Source organism: Pseudomonas sp. 10B238, assembly GCF_000970615.1.
Taxonomy (GTDB): Bacteria; Pseudomonadota; Gammaproteobacteria; order Pseudomonadales; family Pseudomonadaceae; genus Stutzerimonas.
The window spans coordinates 65,875-85,500 of the sequence record NZ_KQ033936.1 but is presented as its reverse complement, the minus strand read 5'-3'; the positions used below and the strand labels follow the sequence as shown (position 1 = coordinate 85,500).

19 protein-coding genes are annotated in these 19,626 nt (G+C 63.8%); 7 read left to right on the top strand and 12 right to left on the bottom strand.

Annotated elements, in window-relative coordinates; genetic code table 11:
• Window positions 1-331: 331 nt before the first annotated feature.
• From RT21_RS15745 to RT21_RS15735, 3 genes are all read right to left on the bottom strand, one after another.
• Window positions 332-856 (bottom strand): hypothetical protein, encoded by a 525-nt coding sequence (locus RT21_RS15745; RefSeq protein WP_046163460.1) that lies wholly within the window; start codon window positions 854-856, stop codon window positions 332-334.
• A gap of 71 nt (window positions 857-927) precedes the next feature.
• Window positions 928-2,100, bottom strand: coding sequence for a zinc-dependent alcohol dehydrogenase (locus tag RT21_RS15740; RefSeq protein WP_045422723.1), 1,173 nt, complete (start codon window positions 2,098-2,100; stop codon window positions 928-930).
• 437 nt (window positions 2,101-2,537) lie between these two features.
• Window positions 2,538-3,398, bottom strand: a complete 861-nt coding sequence (locus RT21_RS15735; protein WP_046163459.1) for a Rossmann-fold NAD(P)-binding domain-containing protein — start codon at window positions 3,396-3,398, stop codon at window positions 2,538-2,540.
• A 167-nt stretch (window positions 3,399-3,565) separates the two neighbouring features.
• Between RT21_RS15735 and RT21_RS15730 the strand changes: the two genes are divergently transcribed.
• The 3 genes from RT21_RS15730 (at window position 3,566) to RT21_RS15720 (ending at window position 8,044) form a co-directional block, all read left to right on the top strand.
• Complete coding sequence (locus tag RT21_RS15730; protein WP_045422729.1) at window positions 3,566-4,486, top strand: hydrogen peroxide-inducible genes activator; 921 nt, start codon at window positions 3,566-3,568, stop codon at window positions 4,484-4,486.
• A 4-nt stretch (window positions 4,487-4,490) separates the two neighbouring features.
• Complete coding sequence (gene recG / locus RT21_RS15725) at window positions 4,491-6,566, top strand: ATP-dependent DNA helicase RecG (RefSeq protein WP_046163458.1); 2,076 nt, start codon at window positions 4,491-4,493, stop codon at window positions 6,564-6,566.
• Window positions 6,567-6,640: 74 nt separating this feature from the next.
• Window positions 6,641-8,044 (top strand): aminoacyl-tRNA deacylase and HDOD domain-containing protein, encoded by a 1,404-nt coding sequence (locus RT21_RS15720; protein ID WP_045422733.1) that lies wholly within the window; start codon window positions 6,641-6,643, stop codon window positions 8,042-8,044.
• Between the two features lie 69 nt (window positions 8,045-8,113).
• Here the strand turns inward: RT21_RS15720 and RT21_RS15715 are convergent, their stop codons facing one another.
• The 9 genes from RT21_RS15715 to gspE all read right to left on the bottom strand — a co-directional run bounded on the left by RT21_RS15715 (window position 8,114) and on the right by gspE (window position 15,769).
• Window positions 8,114-8,626: a type II secretion system protein M gene (locus RT21_RS15715; protein ID WP_046163457.1), complete on the bottom strand. Its 513-nt coding sequence runs from the start codon at window positions 8,624-8,626 to the stop codon at window positions 8,114-8,116.
• Window positions 8,623-9,765, bottom strand: coding sequence for a type II secretion system protein GspL (gene gspL, locus RT21_RS15710; RefSeq protein ID WP_046163456.1), 1,143 nt, complete (start codon window positions 9,763-9,765; stop codon window positions 8,623-8,625). Before gspL ends, RT21_RS15715 begins: the two co-directional genes overlap by 4 nt.
• Before the next feature lie 3 nt (window positions 9,766-9,768).
• Complete coding sequence (gene gspK / locus RT21_RS15705) at window positions 9,769-10,752, bottom strand: type II secretion system minor pseudopilin GspK (protein WP_046163455.1); 984 nt, start codon at window positions 10,750-10,752, stop codon at window positions 9,769-9,771.
• On the bottom strand, window positions 10,749-11,465 hold the full coding sequence (gene gspJ, locus RT21_RS15700) for a type II secretion system minor pseudopilin GspJ (RefSeq protein WP_046163454.1): 717 nt from the start codon (window positions 11,463-11,465) through the stop codon (window positions 10,749-10,751). Before gspJ ends, gspK begins: the two co-directional genes overlap by 4 nt.
• Entirely contained in the window at window positions 11,462-11,866 is a 405-nt protein-coding gene (gspI, locus tag RT21_RS15695) for a type II secretion system minor pseudopilin GspI (protein WP_046163453.1), read from the bottom strand. Before gspI ends, gspJ begins: the two co-directional genes overlap by 4 nt.
• Window positions 11,863-12,438 carry a type II secretion system minor pseudopilin GspH gene (gene gspH, locus RT21_RS15690; RefSeq protein ID WP_046163452.1) on the bottom strand — a complete coding sequence of 192 codons (576 nt, stop codon included), beginning with the start codon at window positions 12,436-12,438 and terminating at the stop codon, window positions 11,863-11,865. Before gspH ends, gspI begins: the two co-directional genes overlap by 4 nt.
• A 3-nt stretch (window positions 12,439-12,441) precedes the next feature.
• Entirely contained in the window at window positions 12,442-12,876 is a 435-nt protein-coding gene (gspG, locus tag RT21_RS15685) for a type II secretion system major pseudopilin GspG (protein ID WP_045422747.1), read from the bottom strand.
• A 5-nt stretch (window positions 12,877-12,881) separates the two neighbouring features.
• Window positions 12,882-14,096 (bottom strand): GspF family T2SS innner membrane protein variant XcpS, encoded by a 1,215-nt coding sequence (gene xcpS / locus RT21_RS15680; RefSeq protein WP_046163451.1) that lies wholly within the window; start codon window positions 14,094-14,096, stop codon window positions 12,882-12,884.
• Between the two features lie 161 nt (window positions 14,097-14,257).
• Window positions 14,258-15,769, bottom strand: coding sequence for a type II secretion system ATPase GspE (gene gspE, locus RT21_RS15675; protein WP_046163450.1), 1,512 nt, complete (start codon window positions 15,767-15,769; stop codon window positions 14,258-14,260).
• Between the two features lie 522 nt (window positions 15,770-16,291).
• Between gspE and RT21_RS15670 the strand changes: the two genes are divergently transcribed.
• The 4 genes from RT21_RS15670 to RT21_RS15655 all read left to right on the top strand — a co-directional run bounded on the left by RT21_RS15670 (window position 16,292) and on the right by RT21_RS15655 (window position 19,619).
• Window positions 16,292-17,413, top strand: coding sequence for a Re/Si-specific NAD(P)(+) transhydrogenase subunit alpha (locus RT21_RS15670; protein WP_046163449.1), 1,122 nt, complete (start codon window positions 16,292-16,294; stop codon window positions 17,411-17,413).
• 12 nt (window positions 17,414-17,425) lie between these two features.
• Window positions 17,426-17,746 (top strand): NAD(P) transhydrogenase subunit alpha part 2, encoded by a 321-nt coding sequence (locus tag RT21_RS15665; protein WP_021209089.1) that lies wholly within the window; start codon window positions 17,426-17,428, stop codon window positions 17,744-17,746.
• Window positions 17,743-19,194, top strand: a complete 1,452-nt coding sequence (locus RT21_RS15660) for an NAD(P)(+) transhydrogenase (Re/Si-specific) subunit beta (protein ID WP_045422754.1) — start codon at window positions 17,743-17,745, stop codon at window positions 19,192-19,194. Before RT21_RS15665 ends, RT21_RS15660 begins: the two co-directional genes overlap by 4 nt.
• A gap of 224 nt (window positions 19,195-19,418) precedes the next feature.
• Window positions 19,419-19,619 carry a DUF1127 domain-containing protein gene (locus tag RT21_RS15655; protein ID WP_046163448.1) on the top strand — a complete coding sequence of 67 codons (201 nt, stop codon included), beginning with the start codon at window positions 19,419-19,421 and terminating at the stop codon, window positions 19,617-19,619.
• The last annotated feature ends 7 nt before the right edge of the window (window positions 19,620-19,626 follow it).

The window sequence follows — 19,626 nt, the reverse complement described above, 5'->3', positions numbered from 1 at the left end:
CAGCCGCGCCTTTCATGAGGCCTGAACGCAGGCCGCACGCAGGGGTTGAGAAGCATGGATGCCGCGAGAGCCGCTAGTGGTTCGGGACGCGCAGCCGTGGAGGGCCCTTCGCGGCGGGCGCTGGAACGTCAATGGAGAGGGGGAACCCCGGCGCAGCCGGGGTCAGCGTATTTGCTAACTTTTCAGGGCCGGCCTTCCGGCGACTGACCAAAGTGAGTCGCTCAGCAGGGCGAAACCAAGCCCTCAATCAGCCCGCTAATCGCCGTGAAAGCGAAGCGCCTAACCCATACACCCAACCTCGCAAAATCGGCTACCGCCGAGCACGCTCCTTCTAATGCAACAAAGTCGACACCGGATACCCGTTCGGCTCGGCACGCCCTGCGGCAAACTCCGCTTCGACTCGGCCACGCATGGCATCCGCACCCTGCGGGAAGCCACTGCGGTCGCTGTAATCCCATTCCGTCACCAACTGGCCTTCGCTCGCCAGCCCCTTTGCACAGGAGATGTCCAGCGCAGTGATGCCGGCCACAGCGCCCGCTGCGATGGCAGCGTTGACCTGCTCGGTGCCCTTATCGATGCTCAAGCCGAGGCCGATAAGGTCCAGCGCATCGCCGCCGATGCGGCCGTAGATCCAGGGCTTGGGATCGTCACTCAGCAATAGCCCGACGCCGGTGGCGATTTCCCGCGCGCCACAGGCGCGAATCAGTCCTTCGTTGCCGGGCACGCCGAGAAAGCGCGCCAGTTTGCCGGGCATCAGCACCTCGGCCAGACCCAGCCCGATGCTGAACCAGCCGAGGCCACGGGCCAGCGTACGGGCAGAGTGGTTGGTATGGGTGACACGATGTGGAACGCTCATGAATCAGTCCCTCCTCAGGGCATGGAGAAGCAGCCGACCACGTCCCGCTAGCGAGACGCGAGGCCCGGCCCTCAGGGTTTGAGAACGACCTTGATACAGCCGTCATGCTTGTCGCGGAAGGTCTTGTACATCTCCGGACCCTGCTCGAGGCTGACGCTGTGGGTAATGACGAAGCTGGGGTCGATTTGTCCTTCCTGAATCCGCTTGAGCAGATCATCGGTCCAGCGGTTGACGTGGGTCTGGCCCATGCGGAAGGTCAGGCCTTTGTTCATCGCCGCGCCGAATGGAATCTTGTCGATCAGCCCACCATAGACGCCGGGAATCGAGATGATGCCAGCCGGACGGCAGACATAGATCATCTCGCGCAGCACGTGAGGACGGTCGGTTTCCATCATCAGCGCCTGCTTCGCGCGGTCGTACATGGAGTCGATGGAGCGCGCCGCATGGGCCTCCATGCCCACCGAGTCGATGCACTTTTCCGGGCCCTTGCCGCGGGTCAGCTCCTTGAGGCGTTCGAGCACGCTTTCTTCATCGAAGTTGATGGTGATGGCGCCACCGGCGCGGGCCATGGACAGCCGCTCGGGCACGTTGTCGATGCAGATGACCTGCTCGGCACCCATCATGATCGCGCTGCGGATGGCGAACTGGCCGACCGGACCTGCACCCCAGACGGCCACGGTATCGGTGGGCTGGATATCGCATTGCGCCGCGGCCTGCCAGCCGGTGGGCAGGATGTCGCCGAGGAACAGCACCTGCTCGTCGGTCATGCCATCCGGCACCACGACGGGGCCGACGTCGGCATAGGGCACACGGACGAATTCGGCCTGGCCGCCGGCATAGCCACCGGTGAGGTGTGTGTAGCCATAGAGGCCGGCGGTGGTGTGGCCGAAGACCTTGTCGGCCACGTCCTTGTTGCGGTTGGTGCGCTCGCAGACGGAGAAATTGCCGCGCCGGCACTGATCGCACTCACCGCAGACGATGGTGAAGGGCACCACAACACGGTCACCGACCTTGAGCTTTTTGTTCGCCGAGCCGACCTCCATCACTTCGCCCATGAACTCATGGCCCATGATGTCGCCGTGCTGCATGCCGGGCATGAAGCCGTCGTACAGGTGCAGGTCGGAGCCGCAGATGGCACAGGACGACACTTTGATGATGGCGTCGCGGGGGTCTTCTATCGACGGATCGGGTACATGGTTGTCGCAGCGAATGTCGTGCTTGCCGTGCCAGCGAAGGGCTCTCATTGGAAAAATCTCCTGCTTCGGTGTTCGAAAACGCCGCCGTGGTTGGTTCTTCCTGATGTCTTCGCCGCGCTGCGGCAGCTGCTCCTGACCCGACTGCTGCCATGCGGCAAGGTGTACGGCGTGCGTGCTATCAGATTTTTAGTAAGCAGCGTGCCGGCAGAGTTGCCTGGTTCCGGCGCAATGAAGCGAAATCACCGACGAACAGTGATCGTTTGCGCCGAATTGAAACGTTATATCAACTATTCACAGCGCGTTCGTGTCATTTCTGTGGCGATCATCGCGGGCCGGGCATAGCGCTTTTCGTAGGAGTGAGCTTGCTCGCGATCAGGGGCTGGCGCGGCTCCGGTGCAACAGCAGAATACGGATCGCCAGCAAGGACTGGGTGTCCCCCTGGCTCCTACAGAAGCCGCGGCCATCATCGCGGGCCTCATTGCCGCTCAGCCTTTGCCCGGGCGGATGGAGGCGTAACCGTTGCGATAGCTGGGGTATTGCGGCACCCAACCAAGCGCCCGCGCTCGGGCGTTGCTGCACCGTTTGCTGCCAGCACGGCGGGTCATGGCCTGCTCGGCCCATTGGGTCACGCCGAGTCGCTCGCGCAACCAGTCCACCACTTCGTGCAACGGCGCAGGGTCATCGTCGACACCCAGGTAGCAATCTTCCAGAGCGCCACCGTTCAGATCGGTCTGCAGCAGGCAGGCCAACAGGGCCGCAGCATCATCGCGATGGATGCGGTTGCTGTACTGCGGCGGATCGCGTTCGACCCGCAGACCCGAGCGCACCTGGTTCTGCATCCATGGCCGCACCGGGTCATACAACCCCGCCATGCGCACCCGCGTCGCTGGAAAGCCGCACTCAAGCGCCAGCTGTTCGGCCTCGAGCATCACCTGCCCGGTGTAGCCAGTAGGCTCGGTGGCCGAGGTTTCATCAATCCACTCGCCGCCGTTCTGCGCGTAGACACCAGTGCTGGAAACAAAGAAAACGCGCTGCGGGCGTTGCCCCCGCTGCTCAAGCCAGCCAAGCGCATTGCGCAGGCCCTCAACGTAGGCCTGCCGATAACCGGGCTCGTCGTGCTGGCTGGCCGAGGCGGCATACACCAGGTAGTCCAGCTTGCCATTAGGCCAGCCACGCGGCACCTCGCTCGAGGCAAGGTCGCCACGTACTGGAAGGATAGGTACCGGCAGGCTCGCCGCCTGACGTCGCAGGCCGTACACCGTCCAACCTGCGCGGCTCAGCTGCAGGCCGAGGCGAATACCGACATCGCCGCAGCCGGCGATCATTACAGAGGGTCGAGTTGCCATGGCGGTTGCTCCATAACCGATGCGGACCACCGATTCGGCCCGCCTTTTTTGAGTGTACTGCTGTCAGCAGGATTTCCGCTGATCCCTTAATAAGGGAACGGCTGCTGGCCAGTTGGTTCGAACACGAGCAAAGGCTATGCTAGCCCGCACTCTGATGGAATAACGCTATGACACTGACCGAACTGCGCTACATCGTCACGCTCGCCCAGGAATCTCACTTCGGCCGCGCTGCCGAACGTTGCCACGTCAGTCAGCCTACCCTCTCGGTGGGTGTGAAAAAGCTCGAGGACGAACTCGGCGTGCTGATTTTCGAGCGGACCAAAAGCGCGGTACGGCTGACACCGGTCGGTGAAGGCATCGTCACCCAGGCGCAAAAGGTGCTGGAGCAGGCGCAGAGTATTCGCGAGCTGGCCCAGGCCGGCAAGAATCAGTTGGCCGCCCCGCTCAAGGTTGGCGCCATCTATACGGTCGGCCCCTACATGTTCCCGCATCTGATCCCGCAGCTGCATCGCGTGGCACCGGACATGCCGTTGTACATCGAAGAGAATTTCACCCACATCCTGCGTGACAAGCTGCGCACCGGCGAGCTGGACGCGATCATTATCGCGCTGCCTTTCCAGGAAGCCGACGTTCTGACCCTGCCGCTGTATGACGAGCCCTTCTATGTGCTGATGCCCGCTGGGCATCCCTGGACGAAGAAGGAAACCATCGACAGCGAGATGCTCAACGACAAGAGCCTGCTGCTCCTGGGTGAGGGTCATTGCTTCCGCGATCAGGTGCTCGAAGCCTGCCCGACCACGCGCAAAGGCGAGGCGCCGAGCCACACCACGGTGGAATCCTCGTCGCTGGAAACCATCCGCCACATGGTCGCCTCCGGCCTTGGCGTGTCGATCCTGCCGCTGTCGGCGGTCGACAGCCATCACTACTCCCCTGGCGTGCTGGACATCCGTCCGCTGACGCCGCCTGTGCCATTCCGTACCGTGGCCATTGCCTGGCGTGCCAGCTTCCCGCGCCCGAAGGCTATCGAAGTGCTGGCCGACTCCATCCGTCTGTGCTCGGTTGCAAAACCGCCCGCCGACAAAGCCTGACGTCATGAGCGAGCTGGCAGCGGTCCCGGTGACCGCATTGAAGGGCGTCGGCGCGGCGCTGGCCGAAAAGCTCGCCAAGGTTGGCCTGGAAACCCTACAGGACCTGCTGTTTCACCTGCCACTGCGCTACCAGGACCGCACTCGCATCGTGCCGATCGGCGCCTTGCGCCCCGGTCAGGATGCGGTCGTCGAAGGCACCGTCACCGGCGCGGATGTGGTGATGGGCCGGCGCCGCAGTCTGCTAGTCCGTCTGCATGACGGCAGCGGCAGCCTCAGCCTGCGCTTCTACCATTTCAGCCAGGCGCAGAAGGAAGCCCTCAAGCGTGGCACCCAGGTACGCTGCTACGGGGAAGCGCGACCAGGCGCCTCGGGGCTGGAGATCTACCATCCCGAATACCGCGCGCTCACTGACAGCGAGCCGGTGGCCGTCGAGCAGACACTGACGCCAATCTATCCAACCACCGAAGGCCTGACCCAGCAGCGCTTGCGCCAACTGACCGCGCAAGCCCTGGCACGACTCGGCCCGCACAGCCTGCCCGACTGGTTGCCCGACGAGCTGACCCGCGACTACCGATTGGCCAAGCTGGACGAAGCGATTCGCTACCTGCACCGGCCGCCGCCCGATGCCGATCTGGAAGAGCTCGCCGAGGGCCGCCATTGGGCCCAGCACCGCCTGGCCTTCGAGGAGCTGCTGACTCACCAGCTTTCGATGCAACGCCTGCGCGAGAGCAGCCGCGCCCAGCACGCACCGCCCTTACCGGCTGCCCGCGACCTGCCGCAGCGTTACCTGCAAAACCTCGGTTTCCAGCCCACCGGCGCGCAGCAGCGAGTGGGTGCCGAGATCGCCTACGACCTCGCCCAGAACGAGCCGATGCTGCGCCTGGTGCAGGGAGACGTCGGTGCCGGCAAGACGGTGGTCGCCGCCCTCGCCGCCTTGCAAGCCTTGGAGGCGGGCTATCAGGTGGCCTTGATGGCGCCGACCGAGATCCTCGCCGAACAGCACTTCATCACCTTCTGCAAATGGCTCGAACCGCTGGGCATCGAAGTCGCTTGGCTGGCCGGCAAGCTCAAGGGCAAAGCGCGAACCGCATCGCTGGAGCGCATCGCCGCCGGCTGCCCAATGGTGGTCGGCACTCACGCGCTGTTTCAGGACGAAGTGCGGTTCAGCAGGCTCGCGCTGGTGATCATCGACGAGCAGCACCGGTTCGGCGTGCAGCAGCGCCTGGCGCTGCGCCGCAAGGGCGTCGAGGGACGACTCTGCCCGCACCAGCTGATCATGACCGCCACGCCGATCCCGCGAACCCTGGCGATGAGTGCCTACGCCGATCTGGACACCTCGATCCTCGACGAGCTGCCCCCCGGTCGTACGCCGGTCAACACCGTACTGGTGGCCGACAGCCGCCGCCTGGAGGTTATCGAGCGGGTGCGCTCGGCCTGTAACGAAGGCCGCCAGGCCTACTGGGTCTGCACCCTGATCGAGGAGTCCGAAGAGCTGACCTGCCAGGCGGCGGAAACCACCTTCGAAGACCTCTCCGCCGCGCTCGGGGGGCTTAATGTCGGGCTGATCCATGGCCGCATGAAGCCCGCCGAAAAAGCCGCGGTGATGGCCGAGTTCAAGGAAGGCCGCCTGCAATTGCTGGTCGCCACCACGGTGATCGAGGTGGGCGTCGACGTGCCTAACTCAAGCCTGATGATCATCGAAAACCCCGAACGCCTTGGCCTGGCCCAGCTGCACCAGCTGCGCGGACGGGTCGGTCGCGGCAGTGCCGCCAGCCATTGCGTGCTGCTCTACCACCCGCCGCTGTCTCAGACCGGCCGTGAACGTTTGGCGATCATGCGCGAGACCTGCGACGGCTTCATCATTGCCGAAAAGGATCTGGAACTGCGCGGCCCGGGCGAAATGCTCGGCACTCGACAGACCGGCCTGCTGCAGTTCAAGGTCGCCGATCTGATGCGCGATGCCGATTTGCTGCCTGCTGTGCGCGATGCAGCGCACGCATTGTTGGAACACTGGCCACAGCACGTAAGCCCCTTGCTAGAGCGCTGGCTGCGCCACGGCCAGCAATACGGGCAGGTTTGACGCTCGTCGGCAAACCCAAACCGCACTAACGCTAAGGCTATACTGCGCCGATCGGGAATAAAGACGGACTTTCCATGAATTCGGCTGCTGAAACCAAAAACAACATTACGCTCCCACCCATGATCGTTCAGCTGCTGGACAAGCTGGCGCTGCCTTACCGCGCCTGCGAGGACAGACCGGATCTTGATCCGGCCCGGCGCGTGCAGGCCATTCTGGTCGACGATGCCATCGGCGCGCTGCTGGTGCTCTATCCCAGCGACCATTTGCTCGATCTGCCACGTCTGGTTGATCTGACCGGGCGCCAGTTGGTGGCGGTTAAGCCCGAGCGGCTCACTCGAATGTTGTCCAAGCATGACCTGAAGGTCCTGCCCGGGCTGCCGCCGCTGACCAGCTCGCCCTGCCTGTACGAGGACCGGCTGTTGCAACAGCCGGAGCTGTTCATCGAATCCGGTCAGCCCGGCTTGCTGCTGGCGCTGGCGAGCCAGGATTTCAAGCAACTGCTCAGCAAAGCCAGCGCCGGTCAGTTCGCCGTTCCGTTGAGTACCATCCAGCCGAACCTCGACCGTCCCGAAGAGGACCGCGCGGAAATTACCAAGGCGGTGCAAAGCTTCACCGCGCGGCGCATTCAGAAGCGGCTGGAGGAAACCATCGAGATTCCTCCGCTGGCACAAACGGCACAGAAAATCATCAAGCTACGTGTCGACCCTGACGCCACAGTGGACGATATCACCGGTGTGGTCGAAACCGACCCGGCGCTGGCCGCCCAAGTGGTCAGCTGGGCCGCTTCGCCCTACTACGCCGCGCCCGGCAAGATCCGCTCGGTGGAAGATGCCATCGTGCGGGTGCTCGGTTTCGACCTGGTGATCAACCTGGCGCTCGGCCTGGCGCTGGGCAAGAGCCTGAGCCTGCCCAAGGATCAGCCGCAGCAGGCCACACCTTACTGGCAGCAGTCGATCTATACCGCGGCGGTGATCGAGGGGCTGAACCGCGCCATTCCGCGCACCCAGCGGCCCGAGGCGGGCATCAGCTACCTTGCCGGGTTACTGCACAACTTCGGCTATCTGGTGCTCGCGCATGTCTTTCCGCCGCATTTTTCGCTGATTTGTCGACACCTGGAGGTCAATCCGCATCTGAGTCACAGCGTGATCGAACAGCACCTGCTGGGCATCACCCGTGAGCAGATCGGGGCCTGGCTGATGCGCTACTGGGGGATGCCTGACGAGCTGTCGACGGCACTGCGCTTCCAGCATGACCCGCACTACCAGGGCGAGCATGCCGGGCATGCCAACCTAGTCTGCCTGGCGGTCCGCCTGCTGCGTAACCGTGGCATCGGCTCCGGCCCCTACAGCGAGATCCCGCAGGATCTCTTCGATCGCCTGGGGCTGAGCCGTGAGAAGGCCAACGAGGTGTTGAACAAGGTGCTTGATGCCGAAGCCGCGCTACGCGCCCTGGCGATGCAGATTCATCCTGCGCCGTGAGCCTTGGCCAGCAGCGCCTACGCGGCGCTGCTGGCAACCGAGCCCTGCCCGCTTCCGTTGTGCAACGGTCTAGCCCTCTGCACGGAAACTTACGCGTGCATCGACCAACCCCTCTCCGACCTGACTGATGCTGACCTCGGCGAGGCTCGCACCCGCGGCCTGAAGCTCGTCGAACCAGCGCAACAGCGACCCATAGGATGCGCTGGGGAGCGTTACCTGCAGGCTACCGTCATTGCCGAAATCGAAGCTCTCGATGGTCAGACCGCTCTGCTGCGCACTTTGCGTTACCAGTCCCTGCAACTGATCCGGTGCCAGCGAAACCGGGTTGCTGCGTGACATCTGTCGCGCCAACTCGGTGTTTTGCTCGAGATAGGCATGCAGCTCACGCTCCTGCTGGAAGTACGCTTGCGCATCACGCACGCGCTGCTGCGCAGGCGCCCAGAGCAGAACGTAGAACAACACCACCAGCAAAAAGGCGCCAAGCAAGGTAAGCGACAGGCGCTCGCGGGGTTGCAGCCGTTGCCAGCGCAGCCACAAAGGCGACTCGGCCAGGCGCACGCGCATCTGTTGTCTCAAATTCATCCCCGGCCTCCGATCACCACACGCGCGCTGACGGCATCACCGTCACGACTGGCCGACCCCAACTGGACGCTCTCCCCCGTTTGCCCGAGTCGCTGTCGCAGCTGCTCGAGCGCAGCGAAATCGCTGGCGCGCACCTGCAGGGCAAGATCACCTCGGGCCTGGTTGAAATCAAGCTGCCCGATCGACACCGGAATACCCTCGGCCAATGCCAGCGCCACTTCATTCAACAAGCGCATGAACTCTGCCGAAGCACCGGCGTTCTGGCTGATATGGTCGTCGAACTGAGCCCGCAGATTGACGATGCGTCGGTCCTCGGGAAACAGCTCGGTGTAGAGCGCCCGACTTGCCTCTGCGTATTGCTCGGCCTGGCTTTCCAGCGTCCAGGCCTGGAACAGGTTGAACACCAGTTGCACAGCCAACACCAGCGCCAGCACGATCATGACCGGCTTCCATTGACCCAGCCCGCTTCCCGCGGCGTGAATGGCGAAATCGCCCTGCGCCAGATTGAGTGCAGCCGCGCGACCCGAGGCCAGGAAACGATAGGGCTCGTCCAGCAGCTGGTAGTCGTCCAGCGGTGAGGGTGCTGCTTCCAGCGTGCCATGTCCGTGATGCGGCACAGGACACTGCCCAGCCAGGTGCGGCCACTGCGCGCTCTCGAAGGCCAGTCGCGCTTCCGGCTTGCCTCCGAGCAGCGCACGACCGTCGATGAACAGTAGCTGTGTACCGTCGCGCGGCAGCAAGTCGGCATCGACATGAATCGCGACGATGGTCAGGCCGAGCGCCTGGAGATCCTCCAGCCAGTCGGCCAGCAGCTGCCGGCGAATGGCGATGACCCGACGCCGCCCGTCATCCAGCGCATCGCCATGGGTCAGGTGCAGGTCATCGACGTTTTCGGCGAGCAGTTCTTCTACGGCATAAGCCAGTGCCTGATTGACCCAGCGCGCCTTGCGGGTCGGCAGGTTGACCGCGAACGAGCTGCAGACTTCGGCCGGCAGCACCAGGGTCACAGCCGCCGACGCCCGCTCGATGACGTTCGCCAACGGCATCCAGCCATCATCCCCTTCACCCGGCAGCCAGTAGACGCGCGTATCGCTGTCGATCCGGGAACCGCAATCAGCGGGCAGAAACAGGCAGTCCATCGGCTATCGATCTCCGTCATTGGTTGGTCGGGGCAGCCGTGGCGGCTGTCCCAGGTTGCGCTGCAGCACGCGAACATCGCCGTCGTCCTCACGCCGCAGCTGACTCACCAGTGCCAGGCGGCGGTCCGCCAGGCGCACCTCGCTGATGGCCTGAAAGAATTGACTGGTCACTGCGATGTTGGTGCTTTGAAGTTGGACACCGCTGAGCGCTGGTTGCGCCATGAAACTGGCCGTGTCACGGAACGGGGCAGATTGTCGTGCCTTCACCAGCGATTCGGCGGCGCTGGGGCTGAGGCTGTCGGCAAGGCTCGACAGCACCATGGCACTGGCCGTGTTGACGTTCAGCGGTGTATCCGCTGGCAGCACACTGACATAGGGCGCCAGACGCTGAAAGTCTTCATCGCGCATACCGAGCAGCAGGCGCAGTTCGGAGAGGTCCTCCAGCCGCCTGCCCGCCGTGCGATAAGGCGGATCAAGCAGCAGGTAGGCGTTGTCCTCCGCGCCCGTTTCGCCGCTGGGTTGCTGATCGCTGTCGATCCAGTCCATCAGCCGCTCGGCATAAGGCTCGGTGATCTGCAGGCGCAGCAGCAGCCGGCGAAACTGTGCGAGCGCTGCCGCGCTGGGCTGTTGTTCCTGCACCAGGCTGTTGAGATTGAAACGCCCGGCCAGGTCCTCGATTCGTACCTGGACCTGCCCCTGACCCTCGTCGAGATCGTACGCCGGTTGCGGCAGCGCCCAGGGCTCCAGCAGATGATCCACCGCCGGTTGCCCTGTGCCCTGACCGGACAGTTGCAGATCACGGCGCAGCATGGTTTGCGCCAGCGCCTCCCCACCCAGCGCGTAGTGCCAGGCCTGGCGCGCCTGCAGCTGGTTGCCGGTACCTCGGATCGACAGCTGCTGACGCGCAATCATCCCGGCGCAAATCACCGTAACGATGGCGACCACCAGCAGCACGGTGATGAGCGCGACGCCGCGCTGGGCCTTCATTGCATCTCTCCCACGCCGCCGGGCTCCGGTACGCCCTGGGAGTCGGGCTGGATGAATTGCGGAGCCGGCGTCGGGCCATCCGGCAACCGCAGCAGGCGGGTGATGGTGCCGTAACGCTGATGGTCAATGGAGACCTCCACGGCGAGCGGCAGCCGCCGCGCTTGTTCAGCCGGGTCACCGCGACCGAATTCGAACGGCGGCCATTCCTCGTGCCAGGTGTTCTCCGCATCCAGATAGCGCAGCCGCAGTGCCAACACATTGTCGAGCACAGGCTGCACCCGTGGCTCGCTGTCCACGTCGCGATCAAGCACCACCCAATAGACCCGCTCCAGCGTGTCGCCAACCAGCCGCCAGCGCACCCGCTGCAGGTTGGCCCGACGCATACCGGTGGGGTTTCGCCAGCCGCTGCGGGTCAGCTCCAGCGACACGCCGTCTGCGGCGCCGGCCATCTGGCCGATGAACGCGTTCTGCTCGTCGCCATAGCCGTCGCGCACCGGTCGTGGCATGGCCTGGATGAGGTCGCGTTCCAAACTCCACATCGCGCGCCCGAGTTCGCGCAGCTGCACTTCCTGCGCCCGCACCACCTCATCACTGCGCATTACCGCTTCGAGCATGCGGTAGGTGGCCAAGCCCAACAGCGCGAACAGCGCGATGGCGATCAGCAACTCGAGTAGCGTGAAGCCTGCGGTGGCACGAGGTGTGCGGATCTTCATGGGTCAACGCCAACGAAGCCGGTGAGGCTGGTCACCGCGCGCTCTTCGATGGAGCCGGCCCCGACACCCCGCCGCTGCTCGACGGCCGCGACCCAGACGCGAATACGCAGCAAACCGGGCGTGCCGCTGGTTTCCACTTCGCTCAGGGTCTGCCATTGACGGCCAGCGAACTCCAGGCGGGTATCTTCGCGGCCAACGCTCGGTGCCGGTTGTTGCAGCTGCAGCTCGGTGAGGCGGTTGTCGGCGATCCAGCCGGCCAGCGTCAGCGCTTCCAGCCGCCCAGCATTGCTCACGCTGCGCGCGGCCGCGGTCAATACCACAGCCGCGACGATGGCGAAGATCGCCAGCGCCACCAGCACTTCAAGCAGGGTAAAGCCAGCCGGGCGTGCGGGACGGTTCATCGACGGGTTTCCAGCAGCTCGGCACGCGGCATGCGAAAGCCATCGCTGGACACCGTCCAGCGGCTCCCTCCAGGTCGCTGATCGGATAGGGTCAGGGTGAACGGAGACAGCTCTCCGCTGGAAAGGATCAGCAGCTGCGGCTGCACGCGAGGGGCTCGCCGACGCTCTCGATCCTCGTCGTTGGACAGCCCGGCCGGGTCATCCTCGCGCTTGACCGGCGCCACCAATTGCAACGGCGTGCCGTCGAGTTCCAGCTCCAGGCGCATCCATTCGGGGGCCTGGTGCGCCTCGCGATCACCAACATCACGCCAGCGCGCATCGGCTTCGTCGTAGTGCATCACCCGGTAACCGTCCCGGTCGAACCGCAGGCCATATTCGCGGCTATCGAGTACGGCTTCGTCGGCCATCAGGCTGATCAGCGTAGCCACGCGCTGCGCTTCATCACGGATTTCACGCGACGAGCTGGTGTTACCGGTCGATAGCACCGCCAGGCCCACCAGGCTGCCAAGGATGACGATCACCACCAGCAGCTCGATCAGCGTGAAGCCACCGTCCCGGCGCGCCTGGGGCATGGATCAGAGGTCCCAGTTACCGATGTCCGCGTTCAGCTCAGAGCCGCCCTGCTTACCGTCGGCACCATAGGAGTACAGGTCGTACGCGCCTTCGGTGCCGGGCGACAGGTACTGGTATTCGTTGCCCCATGGATCCTTCGGCACACGCTTGAGGTAGCCGTCGCGGTTCCAGTTCTTCGGCTGCGGATTGCCGCCCGGCTTCTCGACCAACGCATCCAGCCCCTGCTGCGTGCTGGGGTAGGAATAGTTATCCAGCTTGTACATGTCGAGGGCGGCGCCGATGGCCTTGATATCGCCCTTGGCCACGGTGACCTTGGCCTGATCCGGGCGGTTCATCACCTGCGGCACTACCAGCGCGGCGAGAATCCCCAGGATCACCACCACCACCATGATTTCGATAAGGGTGAAGCCACCCTGTTTGCGTTCGTTCAACGTCATTCTCACTAGCCCACCAGTTGATTGAGAGAAAGGATCGGCAGCAGGATCGCCAACACGATTACCAATACCACAGCCCCCATGAACACCAGCATGAAGGGCTCGAAAAGTCCCACCATCAGCGATATTTGCGCAGCCAGATCGTTCTCCTGATTGCGCGCGGTGCGCGCCAGCATCTGATCCAGCTCACCGGATTTCTCACCGCTGGCAATCATGTGCAGCATCATCGGTGGAAACTCGCCGGTGGCATCCAGCGCGCGGGTAAGGCTACCGCCCTCACGCACGCGCTGCGCCGCCTCGATGACCTTGTCACGGATACGCAGGTTGGCGATCACCGCCGCCGCAATGCCCAGGGCATCCACCAGCGGCACGCCGCTGCGGGTGAGGATCGCCAGGGTCGAGGCGAAACGCGCGGTGTTAGTCGCCCGCGCCAGCCGACCCACCAGCGGAATGCGCAGGATGAAGGCATGCCAGCGGCGCTTTATCTTTTCATCACGCAGCGCCTGCCGCATCGCCAGGGCGGCGGCGACAATGCCAATGAGCATCAGCCAACCCCAATGCTGCACCACTTCGCTTACCGCGATCAGCCCTGTGGTCAGGGCCGGCAGCGCCTGCCCGGTATTGACGAACACCTTCACCACGTCCGGCACCACATAGCCCAGCAGCAGCACCACGATGGCCAGCGAGGCCACCAGCAGGATCACCGGATACAGCAGCGCCAGTTGAATCTTCTGCCGCGACTGCTGGCGTTGATCGGTGTAATCGGCCAGCTGATCGAGCACCAACCCGAGGTGACCGGCATGCTCGCCGGCCGCAACCGTGGCGCGGTACAGCTCGGGAAACGCCGACGGGTATTCACGCAGCGATCCCGCCAGGCTATGGCCTTCCATCACCCGTGCCCGAACGGCCAGCAGCATCGACTTGATCTTCTGTGACGACGACTGCGCCGCTGCCGCACGCAGCGCTTCCTCGATGGGCAACGCAGCCTGCACCAGGGTCGCCAGCTGCCGGGTCACCAGCGCCAGATCGCGCGCCGACAGCCCACGGCCAAACGCGAAACCTCCGCCACTGATGTCTTCCTTGGCCTTGGCCTGTTTGACCTCCAACGGCGACCATTGCTTCTCGCGCAACAGCTGCCGCGCCTGGCGCGCGCTGTCCGCCTCGATCAGGCCCTTCTGCTCGCGACCACGCGGATCGAGGGCGATGTATTCGAACGCCGCCATCAGCGCTCAGCCATCGCGGTCAGGTGCCCTAGCGCGGGGCAGCGGACACGAAACCGCTGGAGGGCAGTCGCCGGCCCAACGTCGGCGACGGCGGTATGGATGTATTCATCAGGGCTGGTCATGGCCGGGTAGCGATCCTTCTGCCAGTACTGCTCATGCGCTTATTCCTCGCGTGTCACGCGCAACACTTCTTCGATGGTGGTCACACCTTCTCGCACCTTGCGCAGGCCATCGTCACGAATGCTCGGGCCCAGGCGGCGGGCATGGCGAACCATGTCCTGCTCGGCCGCACGGGTGTGGATCATGCTGCGCAGGGTGTCATCGAACATCACCAGTTCGTAGATCCCGGTCCGCCCGCGATAGCCTAGCTGCCGGCACACCTCACAGCCTTCGGCGTGGTACAGCGTCGGGGCCTCGCTCGGGTCGAGGCCGAACAGCGTGCACTCAGCTTCATCAGCCACATAGGCGCGTTTGCAGTCATTACACAGCACGCGGACGAGGCGCTGGGCCAGCACGCCGAGCAGCGACGAGGAGATCAGGAAGGGCTCGACGCCCATGTCCACCAGGCGGGTCACGGCGCCGATGGCGCTGTTGGTGTGCAGTGTCGAGAGCACCAAGTGACCGGTCAGCGACGCCTGCACCGCCATGTCGGCGGTTTCCTGGTCGCGGATCTCGCCAACCATCACCACGTCAGGGTCCTGACGCAGGATGGCGCGCAAGCCGCGGGCAAAGGTCATGTCGACCTTGGTGTTGACCTGGGTCTGGCCGATGCCCTCGAGGTTGTATTCGATCGGATCCTCAACGGTGAGAATGTTGCGCGTGCGGTCGTTGAGCGTAACCAGGCTGGCGTAAAGGGTAGTGGTCTTACCCGAGCCGGTGGGGCCAGTGACGAGGATGATCCCGTGCGGCTTTTGCACCGCCTGCTCCATAATCTTGCGATCCCGGTCGCTCATGCCCAGATGGCGCAGCGTTAGGCGACCGGCCTGCTTGTCCAGCAGACGCAGCACAACGCGTTCGCCGTTGGCCGAAGGCAGCGTCGACACCCGGATATCGACCTCCCGCCCGCCGACCCGCAGCGAAATCCGACCGTCCTGCGGGATGCGCTTCTCAGCGATGTCCAGCCGCGCCATGACCTTGATCCGCGATACCAGCAATGCCGCCAGCTCGCGCTTGGGCTGCACCACTTCACGCAGAATGCCATCGATGCGAAAACGGATGACCAGGCGCTTCTCGAAGGTTTCGACGTGGATATCCGAGGCGTTTTCCTTGATCGCCTCGCCGAGGATGGCGTTGATCAGGCGGATGATCGGCGCGTCGTCTTCCTGCTCCAGCAGGTCTTCGGTTTCCTGGATCTGGTCGGCCAGGCTATGCAGATCCATGTCGTCGCCGAGGCCTTCAACCATCTGCATGGCAGCCGAAGAGTCATGCTGGTAGGCCGCGCTCAAGGCCTGCTCGAACTCGTCCTGCGCCAGCCACTGCATCGCCAACGGCCCGCCGGCGACGCGCTGTGCTTCCTGCAAGGCGGTCAGCGGCGCACCTTCGCGCGCGCACAAACGCAGGCCTTCCGGGCGTTCCAACAGAAGCACGCCGTGGCGGCGAGCGAAGGCGAACGGCAGCCGCCTGGGCTGCGCTTCTTCCATCAGGATCATTTCATTCACGTCTAGATCGGCCATGTGAATTTCTCATGAGTAATGCGATCGAACGTCGTCGGCATTCCGAAGCCAGCGCAACCAAATGCATTGGACTACAGGGAATCCATGACATTACAGGCCCTGATCCGTTTTTTTTGCACATGCGCCGCCCCGACCGGCACCAAGGTCGCATACAGACAAGCCCGCCGACGAATACAACGTCTATGGTCCGTCATTCATGATTGCGCCGCGCATAACCGGGTACGGAACCTTAGACGAAGGTCGAACCCAATACCGACGCAGCCTGCAGCGATACAAAGCAACCTAATGGTCACGTCGTGAACGAATCGCCATTGTTGCGTTCCGATTAAAACAGTTGTTTGATTTCCGCAGCCCTTGCAGAATGCCGCGCCGCAGCAGGCTCAAACCAACTAGTGCAGGGCCCGTTAGCCGATCCACACCCAGTCACCATCCGCAGTGGCCGGGCGAAAAGTAACACCAGCGGTGCGATAACCGGTTTACCGGGCAGCACGCTGGTTACGATCAAGCAGGAGAACAAGAACAATGCACATTGGTGTTCCTCTCGAAACCAGGCCCGGTGAAACGCGCGTTGCCGCGACACCGGAAACCATCAAAAAGCTGATCGGGCAAGGGCATCGGGTGACGGTGCAGAGCGGAGCTGGCGTACAGGCCAGTGTTCCGGACAGTGCCTTCGAAGCGGCAGGCGCAACCATCGCCGATGCCGCTGCGGCGTTCGCAGCAGAGATCCTGCTGAAGGTGAACGCACCGAGCGAAACCGAACTGGCTCAGATGCAGCCAGGTACGGTCTTGGTCGGCATGCTCAACCCCTTCGACAACGAAAACATTGCACGCATGGCCGAACGCGGCATCACTGCCTTCGCCCTGGAAGCGGCGCCGCGCACCTCGCGCGCGCAGAGCCTCGACGTGCTCTCCTCCCAGGCCAACATCGCCGGCTACAAGGCCGTGATGGTCGCCGCCAACCAGTACCCGCGCTTCATGCCGATGCTGATGACCGCCGCCGGTACGGTGAAAGCCGCACGCGTGCTGATTCTCGGCGCTGGTGTTGCCGGTCTGCAGGCCATCGCCACGGCCAAGCGTCTGGGCGCGGTGATCGAAGCCTCGGACGTGCGTCCGGCGGTGAAGGAGCAGATCGAATCGCTCGGCGCCAAATTCGTCGACGTGCCCTGCGAGACCGATGAAGAGCGTGAATGTGCCGAGGGTGTCGGCGGCTATGCCCGGCCGATGCCGGCCAGCTGGATGGCCCGCCAGGCACAGGCCGTGCACGAGCGCGCCAAGCAGGCCGACATCATCATCACCACTGCGCTGATTCCGGGCCGCAAGGCGCCGACCCTGTTGCAGGAAGAAACCGTGCAGCAGATGAAGCCCGGTTCGGTGGTGATCGACCTCGCCGCCTCCCAGGGCGGTAACTGTCCATTGACCGAAGCCGATCAGGTGGTGGTCAAGCACGGCGTGACCCTGGTTGGCTACACCAACCTGGCGACCCTCGTGCCGGCGGACGCTTCGGCGCTATACGCCCGCAACCTGCTGGACTTCCTCAAGCTGGTGATCGATGGCGAAGCCAAGTTCCAGCTCAATCTTGAAGACGACATCGTCGCTGCGTGCCTGATGTGCCGTGACGGCCAGGTCGTACGCACCAACGGTTAAGGGAGCCTGAACATGGACATGATTTCTGATGGCATCTACAACCTGATCATCTTCGTGCTGGCGATCTACGTCGGCTACCACGTGGTCTGGAACGTCACCCCCGCGCTGCACACCCCGCTGATGGCGGTCACCAACGCCATCTCGGCGATCGTCATCGTCGGCGCCATGCTGGCCGCCGCCCTGACCGTCACCCCGATGGGCAAGCTGATGGGCACCCTGGCGGTGACCCTGGCCGCCGTTAACGTCTTTGGTGGCTTCCTGGTTACCCGGCGCATGCTGGAAATGTTCAAGAAGAAGGAGCGCGCTGGCGCCAAGGCGGAGTCCAAGCCATGAGCATGAACCTGATCACCCTGCTGTATCTCATCGCTTCGGTGAGCTTCATCCAGGCCCTCAAAGGCCTGTCGCACCCCACCACCTCGCGCCGCGGCAACCTGTTCGGCATGATCGGCATGGGCATCGCCGTGGTCACCACGGTGTTCCTGGTGTTCAAACTCGGCTCACAGCTGGCCGAGAGCGCCAGCCCTTGGAGCGGCCTGGGCTTCATCGTTCTTGGTCTGCTGATCGGCGGCACCATCGGCACGCTGATGGCCAAGCGCGTCGAGATGACCAAGATGCCCGAACTGGTCGCCTTCATGCACAGCATGATCGGTCTGGCCGCGGTATTCATCGCCATCGCTGCCGTGCTCGAGCCGCAGTCGCTGGGTATCGTCCAGGCCATCGGCTACCCGATTCCGGCCGGTAACCGCCTGGAGCTGTTCCTCGGTGCAGCCATCGGCGCCATCACCTTCTCCGGTTCGGTGATCGCCTTCGGCAAGCTGTCCGGCAAGTACAAGTTCCGCCTGTTCCAGGGCGCACCGGTGTCGTTCCCCAACCAGCACAAGATCAACCTCGCCGTCGGCGTGGCGATCCTGGTGCTGGGCCTGATCTACACCTTCAGCGGCAACTTCACCGCGTTCATGATTCTGGTGGCGCTGGCTTTCGTCATCGGTGTGCTGATCATCATCCCCATCGGCGGCGCCGACATGCCGGTGGTGGTCTCGATGCTCAACAGCTACTCGGGCTGGGCGGCGGCCGGTATCGGTTTCTCGCTGAACAACTCGATGCTGATCATCGCCGGTTCCCTGGTGGGCTCGAGCGGCGCAATCCTCTCGTACATCATGTGCAAGGCGATGAACCGCTCCTTCTTCAACGTCATCCTCGGCGGCTTCGGTGGCGAAGCGGATGCCGGCCCCGCAGCTGGCAGCCAGGAACAGCGTCCGGTCAAATCCGGCTCCAGCGATGATGCCGCTTTCCTGCTGTCGAACGCCGACACCGTGATCATCGTTCCCGGCTACGGCCTGGCGGTGGCGCGCGCGCAGCATGCGCTGATGGAGCTGACCGAGAAGCTGACGCATATGGGCGTGACCGTGAAGTACGCGATCCACCCCGTCGCCGGTCGTATGCCCGGCCACATGAACGTACTGCTGGCCGAAGCCGAAGTACCGTACGAGATGGTCTTCGAGATGGAAGACATCAACTCCGAGTTCGGCCAGGCCGACGTGGTGCTGGTGCTTGGCGCCAATGACGTGGTCAACCCGGCGGCGAAGAACGATCCCAAGTCCCCCATCGCCGGCATGCCGATCCTCGAGGCGTACAAAGCCAAGACGGTCATCGTCAACAAGCGCTCCATGGCCAGCGGTTATGCCGGTCTGGATAACGAGCTGTTCTACATGGACAAGACCATGATGGTCTTCGGCGATGCCAAGAAGGTCGTCGAGGACATGGTCAAAGCCGTGGAATAAGCGACACCGCGACACCGAAACCCCTCCCGGCCTTGCCGCGAGGGGTTTCGTTTTTAGCGCCCTCAGCAGCCGAACACTTCGGCGCCTGAAGCACCGGTACAGTAGTTCTGCTCGCGCAACTGAACCGACACAATTCAAGCTCCCTGTGACTGTTACGTAACAGCCTGGCACGCGACTCTATCTGCCCATAACCCATCCCCGTTAATTGCGGGAAGGAGCGGCTCATGGAGCGCATACTGACTCGGAGGCAAACACTTGCAATCGGCCTGCCGCCGCTGCATAGGGTGCTGCAGCAGCTACGCCTGTGGCAACAACGCATGCGGACCCGGCGGCAGCTGGCCGCGCTCGACGAGCGCCAATTGGCGGACGTCGGGATCAGCCACAGCGAGCGCTTGGACGAGCTGAACAAGCCTTTCTGGCGCTGATACGGTG

What these genes read in the sequence shown, in the direction of transcription:
- gspK (WP_046163455.1), bottom strand. Translation starts at nt 10,752, where the DNA reads ATGAAGGCCCAGCGCGGCGTCGCGCTCATCACCGTGCTGCTGGTGGTC.
- gspJ (WP_046163454.1), bottom strand. Translation starts at nt 11,465, where the DNA reads ATGAAGATCCGCACACCTCGTGCCACCGCAGGCTTCACGCTACTCGAG.
- gspI (WP_046163453.1), bottom strand. Translation starts at nt 11,866, where the DNA reads ATGAACCGTCCCGCACGCCCGGCTGGCTTTACCCTGCTTGAAGTGCTG.
- RT21_RS15735 (WP_046163459.1), bottom strand. Translation starts at nt 3,398, where the DNA reads ATGGCAACTCGACCCTCTGTAATGATCGCCGGCTGCGGCGATGTCGGT.
- RT21_RS15655 (WP_046163448.1), top strand. Translation starts at nt 19,419, where the DNA reads ATGGAGCGCATACTGACTCGGAGGCAAACACTTGCAATCGGCCTGCCG.
- xcpS (WP_046163451.1), bottom strand. Translation starts at nt 14,096, where the DNA reads ATGGCGGCGTTCGAATACATCGCCCTCGATCCGCGTGGTCGCGAGCAG.
- RT21_RS15670 (WP_046163449.1), top strand. Translation starts at nt 16,292, where the DNA reads ATGCACATTGGTGTTCCTCTCGAAACCAGGCCCGGTGAAACGCGCGTT.
- gspH (WP_046163452.1), bottom strand. Translation starts at nt 12,438, where the DNA reads ATGCCCCAGGCGCGCCGGGACGGTGGCTTCACGCTGATCGAGCTGCTG.
- RT21_RS15665 (WP_021209089.1), top strand. Translation starts at nt 17,426, where the DNA reads ATGGACATGATTTCTGATGGCATCTACAACCTGATCATCTTCGTGCTG.
- recG (WP_046163458.1), top strand. Translation starts at nt 4,491, where the DNA reads ATGAGCGAGCTGGCAGCGGTCCCGGTGACCGCATTGAAGGGCGTCGGC.
- RT21_RS15715 (WP_046163457.1), bottom strand. Translation starts at nt 8,626, where the DNA reads ATGAATTTGAGACAACAGATGCGCGTGCGCCTGGCCGAGTCGCCTTTG.
- RT21_RS15720 (WP_045422733.1), top strand. Translation starts at nt 6,641, where the DNA reads ATGAATTCGGCTGCTGAAACCAAAAACAACATTACGCTCCCACCCATG.
- RT21_RS15660 (WP_045422754.1), top strand. Translation starts at nt 17,743, where the DNA reads ATGAGCATGAACCTGATCACCCTGCTGTATCTCATCGCTTCGGTGAGC.
- gspG (WP_045422747.1), bottom strand. Translation starts at nt 12,876, where the DNA reads ATGACGTTGAACGAACGCAAACAGGGTGGCTTCACCCTTATCGAAATC.
- RT21_RS15730 (WP_045422729.1), top strand. Translation starts at nt 3,566, where the DNA reads ATGACACTGACCGAACTGCGCTACATCGTCACGCTCGCCCAGGAATCT.
- RT21_RS15745 (WP_046163460.1), bottom strand. Translation starts at nt 856, where the DNA reads ATGAGCGTTCCACATCGTGTCACCCATACCAACCACTCTGCCCGTACG.
- gspL (WP_046163456.1), bottom strand. Translation starts at nt 9,765, where the DNA reads ATGGACTGCCTGTTTCTGCCCGCTGATTGCGGTTCCCGGATCGACAGC.
- gspE (WP_046163450.1), bottom strand. Translation starts at nt 15,769, where the DNA reads ATGGCCGATCTAGACGTGAATGAAATGATCCTGATGGAAGAAGCGCAG.
- RT21_RS15740 (WP_045422723.1), bottom strand. Translation starts at nt 2,100, where the DNA reads ATGAGAGCCCTTCGCTGGCACGGCAAGCACGACATTCGCTGCGACAAC.